Genomic DNA, 14,043 nt, shown 5'->3' on the forward strand with positions numbered 1-14,043 from the left:
TCCTAAAGTCCATAAATCCACTTAAAACCTATCTCGCCACTTCAATTTTGTACTTTTTCCCTTTCATTTTTTCATCACGAATAGTTTGTAGTAATTCTTTTACTTTTTCTTTTCTTACAGCAGCAAATGAGGTGAAATCTTTTACTTCTATCAGTCCTAAATCGCCTTTTTCTAATTTGCCTTTTTGCGAGAAAAAGCCAACAATATCTACTTTATTCAATTTGTTTTTCTTGCCTCCGCTGATGTAAATTGTTAAAAAATCTGGAGCTTTTGGCAAAGGATTATTTTCCGATAATTCCAATTCTTCTAAATTATCATCTACATAGGCTGGACGATGTTCGTTGCGTTGGAAAATTAAATACGACGTTCCTTCTGCATTCATACGTGCCGTTCTTCCATTTCTATGAATAAATTCATGGGCTTGGAGTGGCAAATGATAATGAATAACGTGCTTCATTTCTGGAATATCCAACCCACGAGCCGCCAAATCTGTCGTGACTAAATAACGAACACTTCCATTTCTGAATTGAATCAAAGCTCGTTCTCGATCGTCTTGGTCCATTCCACCATGATAGAAAATTGCATAAATGCCCATGTCTTGCAATAATTCACAAGTACGTTCTGCGGCATCTCTATGATTCAAGAAAATGATAGCAGATTCAGAATTCAATGAACAAAGTAGATTAAACAAAGCATCAATTTTATCTTTTTGTTCTGAAATCACTACTTTCATCACCAAGCCTTCTGCTACTTTATCTTCTGGAATAAAATTCAATAAAGTTGGCGAAGAAACGCCTGTAAAATCTGGAATTTTGATGCCTTTTGTAGCAGAAACCAATACTCTTTTGTTGAGTTTGCGTAAACCACCAATGATAAACGACATTTGGTCATGAAAACCAAGGTCGAGCGATTTATCGAATTCATCCAATACCAAAGTTTTGATACCATCCAAATTAAAAGACCTACGAGTAATATGGTCAGCAATTCGTCCGGGCGTACCGATAAGTACTGCTGGCGGATTGCTTAGATTTTTGATTTCAGTAGCCACATCATGCCCGCCATAACATACATTTACTTTATAACCTGTGGACATTTTCTTCCAAACCTGTTCGATTTGCGAAGCTAATTCACGAGAAGGCGTAAGGATTAAACACTGTACAAAAGGTACATCAGGCTTTAATAATTGTAAAATAGGCAATAAAAAACCAATGGTTTTTCCTGAACCTGTAGGAGAAATTAAAAGTACGTTGCTGTCTTCTGAAATGGCTTTTAAAGCCGCTTCTTGCATCGGATTTAAAGTTTCAATCCCTAAGTTTTGAAGGATTTGTGCTGTTGTTTGATTGGTTTCCATAGCACAAAGGTAAAACAAAATATCTGTTTAATTGGGCTTAATGAATTTTTGAAGAACTGGGTAAAAAGGCTTGTCTTTAAAAGACATCACAGAAACATATTTTATCTGATGCGAGCGATAAAATATGTCTCGGAAGAGATGTTTTGTGTCATCGAAGAGATGTTTTATGTCTTCGGAATGTTATTTTATCTGATGCGATAGATAAAATATGTCTCGGACGAGATATTTTGTGTCATCGACGAGATGTTTGAAGTCTTCGGAATGTTATTTTATCTGATGCGATAGATTAAAATATGTCTCGGACGAGATATTTTGTGTCATCGAAGAGATGTTTTATGTCTTCGGAGTCTTGTTTTATCTGATGCGAGAGATAAAATATGTTTCCGATGAGATGTTTTGTGTCATCGACGAGATATTTTATGTCTTCGGAATATTGTTTTATCTGATGCAAGAGATAAAATATCTCTAAGCAAAATGTTCACGGGCTACTTGCCAAATGATTTTGGTTTCAATTGGCATGATGCCTTTTTGTTGTTGCTGAATAGAAATATCTGCAATGATTTTCCAATGACGAGCCAAATCTCTGTAGGCATTCCAAACGGTGTTTTTAGGGTCATAGATATGTCCCGGTTCAGAACTTACTCCGTTCAATTCCATGATTCGGATATTTTTTCCTTCATATAAATCTTCGATTGACTTTACTTTCATATCAAATCTTCCATAATGAAAACCATCAATCGGTAGCGCAATTTTATCAAATACTTGATTCAGTTTTTCATTAATTAAGAAATTGTTATCTAAAAACTTTGTGCCTCTACAATGATTTCCTATCGGTTCTAATAATCGTTTTTCTCCTGCTGGAATTACTTCATGAATCTTTTCTCCTAAACGTAAACGCATCGTTTCAAGCTGAAATCTTGCACGAGTATTGGCTTGCATTAATGCTTCAATGCTAGATTTTCCATCGCCTGTTACCGACAAAAACTCTTTTCTAGTAATAGAACTTACTTGTCCTTTCTGTTGATTTGGATAACGATAATAGAGTACGCCCAATTCAATCTCAAAAGTGATAAATTCTTGAATAATAAAATCTTCTTGAAGGTTTTGCAAGTATTTTTCAAGCGCAATTTTGTCGATAATCTTTTCTACTTGCGAGCCTCTTTCACCTACATTGGGTTTACAAATAATCGGAAATTCAAGCTTGTTTTCTTTTAGCTTTTCAGGAATTATAGCTAAAGAAGTTTCTTTTTTTACAAAGAAATATGTCGGTAAAAAGTCAGAAGGAATCTGTTTAAGAATATCTATTTTACTTTCACCGAAGAAACCACCATAGTCAATACAAGGGTCGGCATTGGTGAAAAAAGTAAGCGAGCGAGTACGAGCGGCTTGATACAACCAATAGGGGAGAAGCGGAATGTAAAACATCCACCACGTCCAATATTCAAAATGCGTAAGTTTGATAAGCCAGAGCGGTAATTGTAATTTGTTCATGTTGCAAACTTACGGATAATGAGGAAATGATGGATGTCGGTTATCGGACAGTTTTATTGATTTGGGATTTATGATGTTGGATTTCGGATTTTAGGTCTTCGGCTTTCAGATGTCGGAAATCGGATTTCTGGTTTTAGCCTCGGATTATTAATATCACTAACTACTAATTCGCTAATTTTTGCCTGAAATGGCAAAGCAAGAGTTGCCGCTACAAAGTGCCTATTTTAAAAGCAGATTCCTAATCACTAATTCACAATTCGCTAACTCACAATTAAGAAAAATCACTAATTCACAACTCACTCATTCACTAAATAAATCATTGTCCCAAATGTTGAATAGTACTTCTTCTAGGAATGGTCAAAATTTGTTTTTGTCGCCCGTCGATATAATGTACTTTTCCGTTGATAAAAAGACCTTGTTCTTCAAGCATAATTCTTACTTCCTTATTTCCCCATTCTGGAATTTTCACCTTCGCATTCAGTTCAATGGCATAAGCAGTATTTTCGTTCAAAGGATATTCGCCATTGCCCGGCACGCCCCCTTGCATATCCCACATACCAATCGCTGGTCCAGCAGCATGACCGTGATAACCCACTGGATGCGAATAGATTTGTGCTACCAAACCATCTTGCTCTGCTTTACGAAGCGATAGTGCTAAAATTTGATTGCCCGTCATGCCCACTTTAAAGAATCCCGTCATAATATCTTGAACTTTGTTGCCCGCCGCTAAGGCTCTTCGTAAATATTCCGGTAATTCCTTTTCTTCAGGACGAAGAACGTAAGCCAATTCCTGCACATCAGTATTCAAACGAAGATAAGTAATGCCGAAATCGCAATGAAGTAAATCGCCGGGAAGAATCACATCTTCCGCTGGGCGACGGTCATAAGGCCAGTTTGTTTTATCTGGGTCTGGACGTTGCACATCAACCGTTGGATGAAACCAAGTATCTAATTTCAGTTCCGCTACTCTTTCACGCAAATACCAAACTACATCTTCGGTAGTCGTTACACCCGGAACGACAACTTTATCAGAAAAAGCTTCTGCAATAATTTGATGCGTAATACGGTCTAAGGTTTCGTAAAGAGCTATTTCTCTTGGCGTTCTACTTTCCAACCAGCCAACAGCTAGTTTTTCGCTAGAAACAATTTTCTCTTTACTTTTCTGAGATAAGTTTTCTATCAAAGCCTCATGTTCAGAATGTGAAAGTCCATCAGAATGTGCATATTGTTCAGAAACATCAATCGCAATTTTCTTAGGATTTCTTTCTTCGATCAAGGCAGAAAGACGCTTCCATTGGTTGGGTTCTTCTTCGGGTTTCCAAGCAGATTTGAAAATCGTGCCTACATTATAGCGAGCTACCGCCAAACATTCCAAGCCTTCTTTTTCGCCTTTATCGTAAATCAACAGAATCGTTCTGCGGCGAGCATTCAGCCAAGTAGAAGGAAGCATCGTTTTGATGATAGGGTCTTCGTTGTATTCACGGGCAATAATTAGCCACATATCAATACCTTGCTTTCGCATCAAAGAAGGCAAAAGAGATTTAAAGCGTTCATCCAATAATTGGTCTTGCAGAACAGCTCTGTCTTTTAACGCTAAAATTTTAGGAATGTCCTGAGCAAAAAGAGAATGAATAGCAAAAAGTAAGGCAATAAAGGTAAAAGCGTATTTGTTCATGATGAAGGATGTTAATGAAATTTGATTCTTATAAAAATAAGAGAATTTCATTAGAGAAGACTTATCATGGGCTGATTTATTTAAACTGTAACACGAATTTCCAACTCGTATTATGCAAAAGATAAAGCATACCTATCAAAATAATGTCAGCTACCCTTTATCTTTGTAACTATATCTATCAAACATAAACACATTTCTATGAAATTGACTTTTATACCTACTTTATGTATTTGTCTCTTCCTAACATTTTTCGCCAATGGGCAATCATTAAACAAAAATCAAATAGGAGTAGAGCTTGCCGGGAATAATATTCTCTATAGTCTTTATTATCAACACAACATTCCTGTACAGAAACATTATTTAGGGCTAAAGCTTGGGGTTACTCCATACTTTCCTGGATATAGCAGTGCTATAAATGGCGAAGTAAATACTACTTTGGGAAACACTAACAGATGGTTTGTTGGTGCAGGCTATAGCCGAATTAAGTTTGATGAAGACCATTTTAAAAGTGGAGGAGTTAAAGCTGAAAATGATATTCCACTTGAAATGTTAATGCCCCAAATAGGCTATCAAGTTTTGACGAGTAATCAACAAAACTTTTGGAGATTCAGTATGATAGTGCCAATTCAGGTAAGTAGTAAAGGGAGCACAGAATTGGTAGTACCAGTATGGGGATCAATTTCATTTGGCTGGATTTTTAACTAAGCTTTCTTAAAGAATAGTTTTGCCATTGTTGATGCTAAAAAAACATCAACAATGGCATTTTTTATTTCTTAAAAGTGAATTCAGACGTTTTACCATTCTCAACACTTCCTAATTTCAATTCTCCATTGCTACTGGTATATCTCAAATATCCATTTTGGTGGCTACTTGTTGTCCCTACTTCAATAAGATTAAAAGTATCTCCCGATTTCGTAATATTAAGCTCAGCACTTTCCGAATCAAGTGTATCAGTAACGATTACTGTTTTTAATATAGCGCTAACTTTATTAACACCAGTTGCTTTGAATTTTAAATATAAAGCAAATTCAGGGTCGTTAATTAAACTAACGGTTTGTCCGTCTTGAACGACAGCGGTAGCTTTCCAAGTGCCAACGAAAGTACTTGTGTAATCTGGCGTAGGTTCATCATCTTTTTTACAGCCAGATATTGTAAATAGAACTACTAAGAGTAATAAAGTTAATTGTTTCATGTGTATGTTATTTTAATTGTTTACGTAAAACTAATGATGAGAATGAACGGTTTAGCAGATACATTTCTCATAACAGAAATTGGAAGAATCGGAATTATTTAAAAGCCAGTTGAAGAAAAATATTATGCTATTATTAAAAACCGATAGTTAACCCAGCACTTAGTTGCTGATATTCGTTTTGATAAAAAACTGGTCGAAATGATATTTTACCGTTACCCGTATTTTTATTGAATGTTGATACTGCTTGTTTTAGTTTAGCATTAGCACCACCATTAATCAGCAAACCAATCAGCGAAACTCCAATGCCACCTGCAAAAAGACCCGTGTCAAATTTTCTTCCTGCGATTGCTCCACCAATCGGCCAACCCACAGCAAAGCCCCCGATAAAAGAAAATACTTTGGCAGTACTCAGGCTTGATTGGTACGAAGAGAAAAGTTGAGAAATCTCTTGGTTGGGAGTTGTAAGCAAAATTCGTTGCATATCTTCTATTTTAGAATAATGAACGCCTTTGTAAAGGATGCCTCCTTTTTGATATGCAACAGTATCTTTTGGTGCAAAAAAATCCTGTGAAAAAGAATTGCTAGAAAATAAACTAAGTAATAGAATTAATATAATGTGTTTCATAATTAGTGAATTTTAGATGATTGTATGTGATAGGTAATAGCATACTAATTTGTCTTCCACTGGCTTTTAGAAGCACTAGCAAAGATAAGTGAATCAGAAATATTACAAAGGTGTGTTGATGAAGATTTTAATAAGTTTTTGTTATGAAGCATTAAAAACGAAAAAAGGAAATCCATCGAAATGAATTCCCTTTTTATAATGACTGAAATCTGTGGACTAAAAGTACTCTAAATCACTGGTGTGGCAAATATTCTTACATCTTCTAGTGTAATTAAATCATTACACATAATCACTAATCTTTCCACTACGTTTCTAAGTTCACGAACATTCCCCGTCCAAGGTAAAGTTTGTAAATACTCCATTGCTTCTTTTTCTATTTGCTTACTCGATTGCCCGTACTCGTTAGCCACATCGTCTAGGAATTTATCAACCAATAATGGAATATCGTCTGGGCGTTGTTTAAGCGGTGGGACATAAATCGGAATGACACTTAAACGATGGTATAAATCTTCACGGAAACGTCCTTCTGCAATTTCAACGTGTAAATTTTTATTGGTCGCTGCAAAAACTCGCACATTTACTTTGATTTCTTTATCACCACCCACTCTGGTAATTTTACTTTCTTGCAAAGCTCTCAATACTTTTGATTGTGCCGAAAGCGACATATCACCGATTTCATCCAAGAAAAGCGTTCCGCCATCAGCCTGTTCAAATTTCCCAATTCTTTGTTTAACGGCAGAAGTAAACGAACCTTTTTCATGTCCAAACAATTCAGATTCTATCAGTTCAGAAGGAATCGCCGCACAGTTTACTTCAATTAAAGGCATGGTAGCACGGTTACTTTTTTCGTGCAAACGTTTCGCAACCATTTCCTTTCCAGCTCCGTTGGGTCCAGTAATTAGTACTCTTGCTTCTGTAGGACCCACTTTGTCTGTAATATCTTTTACTTTTTGAATAGCGATTGATTCCCCCACAATTTCATTCAAGCGGTAAACCTTTTTCTTCAAAACTTTCGTTTCAACAATCATTTTCCCACGTTCAATGGCATTCTTTACTGTTACCAAAAGACGATTCAAATCGGGTGGTTTCGAAATAAAATCAAAGGCACCACGCTTGGTAGCTTCAACGGCTGTTTCTACATTCCCAAAAGCTGAAATCATAATAAATTGCGTAGAACGACCCATTTCGGTTGCTCTTTGCAATAATTCTAGTCCATCCACTTTCGGCATACGAATATCACAAAGTACCACATCGTAGTCGTTCTGTTTGAACATCTCTAATCCTTGTTCACCGTCACTTGCTTCGTCAATGTTATAGCCTTCATATTCCAGAATGTCTCGTAGCGCACCTCGAATTGCTTTTTCATCATCAATAATTAATAATTTCGCCATGAATTGGAATGGGGGATATTTTGAGCAGTCTTAATTTGTAAGGGTTATTTTGTTGTGAATTTAAGAAGGAAATTCTTACAAATAGTTAAAAATGCCTTTTTTACTTCGCTATTTACTTCAAATTTATTAATAAAATTGCAGAATTTGCATCAAGAATTAAATTTGGTGCTTCCTTTTCGTGCAATTTTATGCGTCAGTTAAATTCAATTCCACACGATTAAGGATTTCTTTCCTTAAAAATTCATTGTTTTTTGTTTTGAGTCACCTAGCCGACAATGTAATGGTTCTGAGATTTTCAACTTTGTAAAGTAATCTAAGGAACTAAACAATGAAACAACTACTCATCTTTTGTCTAAACATTATTTTACTGAGTTCTTGCGTAAAAAACATAGAACTTGTTCCCGTCAATAATACTCCTAGTCCTGTAATACAAGAAGGCAAAGAAGAAGCCACAGGAATGTTTATAAATGGAGTTCATGCGGTTTCTGGAACGGTGAAAGTTATCAGTGATAGCAAAATGCCTGATAAAAAATACCTTTCTTTTGAGAATTTTAAAACTGACGAAGGTCCAGATTTATACATTTATCTGGCAGAGGATACTCGTTCAAGTAATTTCACGACGGTGGTAAAATTAGATAAAACGGGCACGTTCGTGTTGGAAATTCCCCAAGAAGCTAGGCTTGATAAACAACAATATGTATTGGTTTGGTGCAAACGATTTAGCGTACTTTTTGGTAGTGCAAAACTTTCTCAGTAAAATCTTTCAATGAAATACTTAAATTGAAGCATAATGAAAAAAATATTTGTATGTTTATTGTTGAGTCTTGTTAGCATCAACGGTTTTTCGCAAGGCTATGAAACCTCTTACAAAACAACCGATTTAGCTTTGGCTGCTGGCAAAGGATTTTCTCCAGCTCTGTCCTTTACCCAAATGTTTGGTGTCGGCAAATCTTATCGTTTCAAAATTGGATATGGCGTTCGGCTTACTTCTTTTTTTGCGAATGATATTCAAGCAAGAACAGCTCCTGCAAGTTTAACATCCGGAAAAGCTAGTTTTGCGGCACTTGTTTCTGAAGATATTATTGCCAATATTGATACTTTTTCAGTGAAAAAAGTACAAGTAAATGCCTTAAACCTGTCTATTAATTTACAATATTCACTTTCTCAAAAATTAGAAGCAGGAATTAATATTGATGCCATTGGTTTTACTTTCGGAAGTAAACAATCAGGAAATTTAATTGCAAATGCTTCTCAAAGGAAATTTACTAATGGGAGTACCGTTTCGGAAGCAAAGCCAACAAATTTTAATTTGTTATTAGTGAGTGATTCTGATTTAGGAAGTTTAAATTCAGAAGTATTTCTTCGATATTGGCTGAATGATAAAATCGGGATTCGTGGAGGTTTAAGTTTCTTGTTTGCTGAATATACTTCCAACAAAAAAGTAGCTGTAGCCAATGAACAAAACGACCGATGGCGTTATAAAAGCCTTTTGCCAATGTTGGCAGTTAGCTATAAATTCTAGACATTATGAAAAGAATCTTAATTTGTTTACTCTTCGTAAATATCATCACGAACAGTTTTGCACAACAATGGCGACCAGTAACTGCTGGTGTTTCTTTTAAGATAAAAATGTTGGGTTCTACCGTCGATGGGAAGTTCAAAGGTTTTATGGGCGTCATTAAATTTGATGCAAAAGATTTAAACAATGCAAGTTTCGTCGCTTCTGTGGATGTCAGTACTTTAGATACCGAAAACAATTTAAGAAATAGGCATTTGAAAGAAAAAGAAGATTTTTTCAATGTAGCCAAATATCCAGTCATCAAAATGAAATCAACCAAAATAGAAAGAGTAGGCGAAACTTACATTGGCTATTTTGATTTGACGATGAAAGAAACCACCAAGAATATTAAAGTACCTTTTACTTTTAAACAAGAAGGCAACAACGCTACTTTTTCAGGAAGTACTACCATCAATAGAAGAGATTGGGCAGTAGGAGGAGGAACATTAGGATTGAGTAACGATGTGACTTTTACCATTTTAGTAAATGCCGTTGCTCAATAAGTTGGAATAATTCAGGAGTAAGATAATAATACAGTCAAGGTTACACATTGCTTTTCAATTCAGAAAATATAAAAATATGCTTCAGAAAATAAACATTGATATTATCGAACAGCTAAGCGATTTGCTGAAAGATTTAGATAATGTAGTGTACAAAGAAAGCTTAGCCCCTTTACACTATCATTCAGTTGGCCAACATGTTAGGCATGTTACAGAATTTTATCTATGTCTTTTAAAAGGTTACGAAACAGGCGAAGTAAATTATGATGCTCGCCAAAGAGATTTACGCATAGAAGTAGATAAAGATTTTACGTTAGAAGTATTGAAAAATGTAACAAATCACTTAAACTTTTACCAAAACGATAAACAATTAATATTACAAACAGCTTTTGGCTTAGAGGAAGCGATAAACATTCCTAGTAGTTTTTTCCGAGAACTTACTTATTTGATAGAACATACCATACATCATTTGGCAATTATCAAAATTGGTTTGAATGAAGTATATCCTGAGATTCAAATTGCTCCAGATTTTGGCGTGGCTCATTCTACCATCAAGCACCGCAACATGCAGAATGCTTGAAAATAATTTTAAAATCCTTTGAATATCAAATAAGTATTAGGAATAAGTAAATTGCAAAAACCTATAAGGATTTGATGTTAAAGCTCTTATTGTTAGATAATTATATGAATCCTTATAGGTTTGACTAAATGAATGACTGTATTTTAATACTTTAAATAGCTTGTCGGCTTACTCAAAATTCATCATTCACAATTCATTACTCTTACTTAAAATGTGCGTACTTACTTATTTACCCAAGCAAAATGGTTTCTTTTTGACGAATAATCGAGATGAAACCCTTGCTCGCCCGAAAGCCATTCCACCCAAGAAATATATAATTAATGGAAAACAAGTGTACTTTCCGAAAGACGCACAGGCGGGAGGAACTTGGTTGGCTACTTCTGATGATTTTACATTGTGTTTATTAAATGGTGCTTTTGAAAAACATCAATCTAAGCCTCCGTATCGACAAAGCAGAGGACAAATCATCCTTGATTTCTTTCAATACGATTCCGTCGATACTTTTTTAGGAGGATACAATTTTGAAGGAATTGAAAATTTTACGCTGATTATCATTCAAAACATTGTTGATACAGTAAATATTTACGAGTTTCGTTGGGATGGCAAAAGATTATACCGTGCCGAAAAAGATAGTCTTTTGCCACATATTTGGTCGTCTGCTACTTTGTATAGTCATGAAATTAGGCATCAAAGAGAACAATGGTTTACTACTTTTCAGGAACAATTTCCAGCTTGTAGCGCAGAAGATGTACTTAATTTCCATTTAAATGGTGGTACTGGCGACAATCATAACGATATGCGAGTAAACCGAAATAATGAGTTAGTGACACAATGTGTTTTTCAAGTAGTTAAACAAAATCATTATTTGTCATTTTCCTTTCATGATTTACTTTCCGAACAAGCATTGCGCTATAGAGTACTCTGAGTATTCAATAATTCCCTAAAAGCTTCAATGCTCAATTCTCCTAATATTCGCCCTTTTACTTGAATAGCAATATCACCCTGATTTTTAATTAATTGAAGTCTTCCTTTGAATAGAGTTGCGTCATTCCCTTCCAGAAATTGATACAACTTTTTCTTGCTTTCAATTCTACAGACATATTCTTCTTCGTTATTAAAAATAACTAATCTAAGTTTTTCCTGATGTGGAAAAATGTTGAATGTGAAAGCGGGAGATTGTTGTATCATAATGCTTAAAGATTGTGCTTATTAGATATGTCAACTTTCCAAAAGTTGACATATCTAATAAGCTGAACCATATAATAATAAACATTTAGGACGGAAATTTGTTAACCTTCTTGGATAATGATTGAAAACAAATGAATTTAATTATTTTTTCGCTTAAAACTAAAACAAAAAAATACCGATAAAAATGAATACACCTAAAACTACAGCCCAGCAGTCACTTTTACTTACTTTAGTTTTGATTGGTTGGTTTGCCCTTATTGCTCAATTATATATTCAACTTGGTAGCTCACACGCCAGTACTATCGAATTGACCATTAGATATTTTAGCTATTTTACCATCCTTTCTAATTTGTTGGTCACCATTTCAGCGACAGTTTTACTGTTGAATCCTACAATTTCATTGACTAGTTTTTTATCAAAATCCAAAACATTGACGGCTATTGCAGTGTATATCTTGATTGTATGTATTATCTATAATGCAGTACTTCGCTCTATTTGGCAACCCGAAGGTTTACAAAAAGTAGTGGATGAATTACTACATTTAATTATACCGATACTCTATGTTATTTTTTGGTTTGTGTATGTGAATAAAAGCCAACTGCAATGGAAAGATTTTCAGGCTTGGTTAATTTTTCCTTTGATATATGTGACTTTTATCTTGCTTCGTGGAGAATTGTCAGGCTTTTATCCTTATCCATTTATGAATGTAACTAAACTTGGCTATCAGCAAGTATTCATCAATGCTTTTTTTATTACGCTTGCTTTTATGTTTGTCTCCCTAATTTATATTGGCATTGCCAAAATGAAAACAAATAAGAGGCAATAATGAATAGGCTAGTTTATTGTAAGTGTTTTTTTAAATCCCGAAGGGATGTAAGGATTATAGCCAAGGAAATCCTCAAAGACTAAAACCCTGAAGGGGTGATACCATCAAATGTATCACCCTTTCAGGGTTCTATAAACAACCTTTCAAACATTGCTATAATCCTGACATCCCTTCTGGATTTAGGGAAATCATCGTAAAAAGTTGTCAAAGCTAAATTTAGAATATTATTTGGTTTATAGTTCATTTTTGAATGATAAACCAAACAAAACGTATCTACTAGATAGGTTTTTCCATCTTTTTGATAAGTTATCCTGTCTCTGAGATGGGTTTCCCCATCTTTTTGATAGCTTGTCCTATTTCTGAGATGGGTTTTTCTATGTTTTTGATAGGTCGTCCTATCTCTGAGATGGATTTTCTTATCTTTTTAATAGGTTGTTCTATCTCCTAGAAAGCTTGTCCTATCTTTGAGAATTGAGACAGGTCTTTGCATTATTTCTTTCTCATAACACAATACAGTAAGAATGCTTTTCTCTTAATATTTCCCCTTTAAAAGTATAAAAACAATAAGTCAATAAGGCTTTTTTGTAACTTCGGGCAAATAAATATTAAGCTCGATAAAATAAACAAGGTTGTTATGTAGGTTAAATAACTGAGTACATAAATATCTGTCATCCAAAACGCACAATTCCCAATTAATAACTCTTACTTATACCATCTATGAAAAAATTAAGCCTTCGTCTATTTGTTAGTTTTGTTGTGGTTGCTTCATTGATTACATCTTTTGCAAGTTTTGCTCAACAAGACCAACAATATATTACTTATCCAATGATGCCCCTGAACGTCAATCCAGCTTATGCGGGTAGTCGTGAAGTAGTGAGCGTGGCTGCTTTATATCGTCGTCGTCCGCTTTTTAGTACAGTTGGTGCGGCTTCAACCAATCAGCAATATTTTAATTTCGATATGCCCATTGCTCAAGATAAAATGGCAATTGGTTTTCAAGCATACAATGCCGAACAATTGATAGGGACAAATACAGGAGGAATTATTGGGAATTTAGGTTTGTATGGAGACTTTGCTTATCGTTTTGTTTTACCCAATGATGGTAAATTAGCCTTGGGCGTGCAAGCAGGCGTAACCCAAGTACCTGCTTATATTTCTTCAACAGGCGGAGGTGTTGGTAGTACTAATTTTAATTCAAGTATTGGTTTGGGGCTGTATTATCATAATGATGATTATTATGCGGGACTTTCTATGATGAATTTGAATGCTGATAAAACCCAATTTAGTCAGCCTACTTTTCTAACGGCAGGTTATGTTTTTCATTTCGACGACCAAGTACAATTAAAAACAGGTGTGTTAGTCAGACGACTTTCAAATGCGTATAGTACTCAAACTGATGTTGACTTTAACGCAACGGCATGGTTTAATAACCGATTTGGTTTAGGGCTTTGGTATCAGAACACAGGTTCTGAATTTTCGGAGAAAGCTTTTTTAGGTTCTTTGCAGATTCAATTCAGTAAAATTCAATTAGGATATGCTTATGACTTTAAAGGTAATCCAAACGGAGCAGTCGGAGCGAAGGAAGGCTTTCATCAAATTATGTTACGTTATGAATTTGATTCAGGTAATGGGAAGTCGGGCGTATTTAGGTATTTCTAAGTCAGAA

Annotated in this window: 15 protein-coding genes; 8 read left to right on the forward strand and 7 right to left on the reverse strand. The window is 35.0% G+C overall.

Annotated features, from left to right (window positions below; translation table 11 throughout):
• Positions 1–28 precede the first annotated feature (28 nt).
• From VB798_RS01105 to VB798_RS01115, 3 genes are all read right to left on the reverse strand, one after another.
• Positions 29–1,351, reverse strand: a complete 1,323-nt coding sequence (locus VB798_RS01105) for a DEAD/DEAH box helicase (RefSeq protein WP_323255069.1) — start codon at positions 1,349–1,351, stop codon at positions 29–31.
• Positions 1,352–1,816: 465 nt separating this feature from the next.
• Positions 1,817–2,842 (reverse strand): hypothetical protein, encoded by a 1,026-nt coding sequence (locus tag VB798_RS01110; protein ID WP_323255071.1) that lies wholly within the window; start codon positions 2,840–2,842, stop codon positions 1,817–1,819.
• Positions 2,843–3,158: 316 nt separating this feature from the next.
• Positions 3,159–4,517 carry a M24 family metallopeptidase gene (locus VB798_RS01115; RefSeq protein WP_323255073.1) on the reverse strand — a complete coding sequence of 453 codons (1,359 nt, stop codon included), beginning with the start codon at positions 4,515–4,517 and terminating at the stop codon, positions 3,159–3,161.
• Between the two features lie 198 nt (positions 4,518–4,715).
• On the opposite strand from VB798_RS01115, the gene VB798_RS01120 reads away from it, so the two are divergent.
• Positions 4,716–5,222: a hypothetical protein gene (locus VB798_RS01120; RefSeq protein ID WP_323255076.1), complete on the forward strand. Its 507-nt coding sequence runs from the start codon at positions 4,716–4,718 to the stop codon at positions 5,220–5,222.
• A 61-nt stretch (positions 5,223–5,283) separates the two neighbouring features.
• On the opposite strand, the gene VB798_RS01125 is transcribed toward VB798_RS01120, so the two are convergent.
• The 3 genes from VB798_RS01125 to VB798_RS01135 all read right to left on the reverse strand — a co-directional run bounded on the left by VB798_RS01125 (position 5,284) and on the right by VB798_RS01135 (position 7,725).
• Positions 5,284–5,709, reverse strand: coding sequence for a hypothetical protein (locus VB798_RS01125; protein WP_323255077.1), 426 nt, complete (start codon positions 5,707–5,709; stop codon positions 5,284–5,286).
• Positions 5,710–5,842: 133 nt separating this feature from the next.
• Positions 5,843–6,334 (reverse strand): hypothetical protein, encoded by a 492-nt coding sequence (locus tag VB798_RS01130; protein ID WP_323255079.1) that lies wholly within the window; start codon positions 6,332–6,334, stop codon positions 5,843–5,845.
• 227 nt (positions 6,335–6,561) lie between these two features.
• Positions 6,562–7,725, reverse strand: coding sequence for a sigma-54-dependent transcriptional regulator (locus VB798_RS01135; RefSeq protein ID WP_323255081.1), 1,164 nt, complete (start codon positions 7,723–7,725; stop codon positions 6,562–6,564).
• A 328-nt stretch (positions 7,726–8,053) separates the two neighbouring features.
• Between VB798_RS01135 and VB798_RS01140 the strand changes: the two genes are divergently transcribed.
• From VB798_RS01140 to VB798_RS01160, 5 genes are all read left to right on the forward strand, one after another.
• Positions 8,054–8,482, forward strand: a complete 429-nt coding sequence (locus VB798_RS01140; RefSeq protein ID WP_323255083.1) for a DM13 domain-containing protein — start codon at positions 8,054–8,056, stop codon at positions 8,480–8,482.
• Positions 8,483–8,515: 33 nt separating this feature from the next.
• Positions 8,516–9,247, forward strand: coding sequence for a hypothetical protein (locus tag VB798_RS01145; RefSeq protein ID WP_323255085.1), 732 nt, complete (start codon positions 8,516–8,518; stop codon positions 9,245–9,247).
• A 5-nt stretch (positions 9,248–9,252) separates the two neighbouring features.
• Entirely contained in the window at positions 9,253–9,786 is a 534-nt protein-coding gene (locus tag VB798_RS01150) for a YceI family protein (protein WP_323255087.1), read from the forward strand.
• A gap of 76 nt (positions 9,787–9,862) precedes the next feature.
• Entirely contained in the window at positions 9,863–10,363 is a 501-nt protein-coding gene (locus tag VB798_RS01155) for a hypothetical protein (RefSeq protein ID WP_323255089.1), read from the forward strand.
• Positions 10,364–10,574: 211 nt separating this feature from the next.
• On the forward strand, positions 10,575–11,288 hold the full coding sequence (locus VB798_RS01160) for an NRDE family protein (protein WP_323255092.1): 714 nt from the start codon (positions 10,575–10,577) through the stop codon (positions 11,286–11,288).
• On the opposite strand, the gene VB798_RS01165 is transcribed toward VB798_RS01160, so the two are convergent.
• Positions 11,273–11,551: a hypothetical protein gene (locus VB798_RS01165; RefSeq protein WP_323255094.1), complete on the reverse strand. Its 279-nt coding sequence runs from the start codon at positions 11,549–11,551 to the stop codon at positions 11,273–11,275. The genes VB798_RS01160 and VB798_RS01165 overlap by 16 nt on opposite strands.
• A gap of 184 nt (positions 11,552–11,735) precedes the next feature.
• On the opposite strand from VB798_RS01165, the gene VB798_RS01170 reads away from it, so the two are divergent.
• Complete coding sequence (locus tag VB798_RS01170; protein WP_323255096.1) at positions 11,736–12,377, forward strand: Pr6Pr family membrane protein; 642 nt, start codon at positions 11,736–11,738, stop codon at positions 12,375–12,377.
• A 717-nt stretch (positions 12,378–13,094) separates the two neighbouring features.
• The gene (locus tag VB798_RS01175) at positions 13,095–14,036 is read left to right on the forward strand and encodes a PorP/SprF family type IX secretion system membrane protein (protein WP_323255098.1); all 942 of its coding nucleotides are present in this window, start codon (positions 13,095–13,097) and stop codon (positions 14,034–14,036) included.
• The last annotated feature ends 7 nt before the right edge of the window (positions 14,037–14,043 follow it).

This window comes from Arcicella lustrica, from assembly GCF_034930985.1.
Taxonomy (GTDB): domain Bacteria; phylum Bacteroidota; class Bacteroidia; order Cytophagales; family Spirosomataceae; genus Arcicella; species Arcicella lustrica.

Coding starts and splice junctions, on each gene's coding strand:
- VB798_RS01165 (WP_323255094.1), bottom strand. CDS start 11,551: ATGATACAACAATCTCCCGCTTTCACATTCAACATTTTTCCACATCAG.
- VB798_RS01120 (WP_323255076.1), top strand. CDS start 4,716: ATGAAATTGACTTTTATACCTACTTTATGTATTTGTCTCTTCCTAACA.
- VB798_RS01105 (WP_323255069.1), bottom strand. CDS start 1,351: ATGGAAACCAATCAAACAACAGCACAAATCCTTCAAAACTTAGGGATT.
- VB798_RS01130 (WP_323255079.1), bottom strand. CDS start 6,334: ATGAAACACATTATATTAATTCTATTACTTAGTTTATTTTCTAGCAAT.
- VB798_RS01140 (WP_323255083.1), top strand. CDS start 8,054: ATGAAACAACTACTCATCTTTTGTCTAAACATTATTTTACTGAGTTCT.
- VB798_RS01160 (WP_323255092.1), top strand. CDS start 10,575: ATGTGCGTACTTACTTATTTACCCAAGCAAAATGGTTTCTTTTTGACG.
- VB798_RS01135 (WP_323255081.1), bottom strand. CDS start 7,725: ATGGCGAAATTATTAATTATTGATGATGAAAAAGCAATTCGAGGTGCG.
- VB798_RS01145 (WP_323255085.1), top strand. CDS start 8,516: ATGAAAAAAATATTTGTATGTTTATTGTTGAGTCTTGTTAGCATCAAC.
- VB798_RS01125 (WP_323255077.1), bottom strand. CDS start 5,709: ATGAAACAATTAACTTTATTACTCTTAGTAGTTCTATTTACAATATCT.
- VB798_RS01175 (WP_323255098.1), top strand. CDS start 13,095: ATGAAAAAATTAAGCCTTCGTCTATTTGTTAGTTTTGTTGTGGTTGCT.
- VB798_RS01110 (WP_323255071.1), bottom strand. CDS start 2,842: ATGAACAAATTACAATTACCGCTCTGGCTTATCAAACTTACGCATTTT.
- VB798_RS01155 (WP_323255089.1), top strand. CDS start 9,863: ATGCTTCAGAAAATAAACATTGATATTATCGAACAGCTAAGCGATTTG.
- VB798_RS01170 (WP_323255096.1), top strand. CDS start 11,736: ATGAATACACCTAAAACTACAGCCCAGCAGTCACTTTTACTTACTTTA.
- VB798_RS01150 (WP_323255087.1), top strand. CDS start 9,253: ATGAAAAGAATCTTAATTTGTTTACTCTTCGTAAATATCATCACGAAC.
- VB798_RS01115 (WP_323255073.1), bottom strand. CDS start 4,517: ATGAACAAATACGCTTTTACCTTTATTGCCTTACTTTTTGCTATTCAT.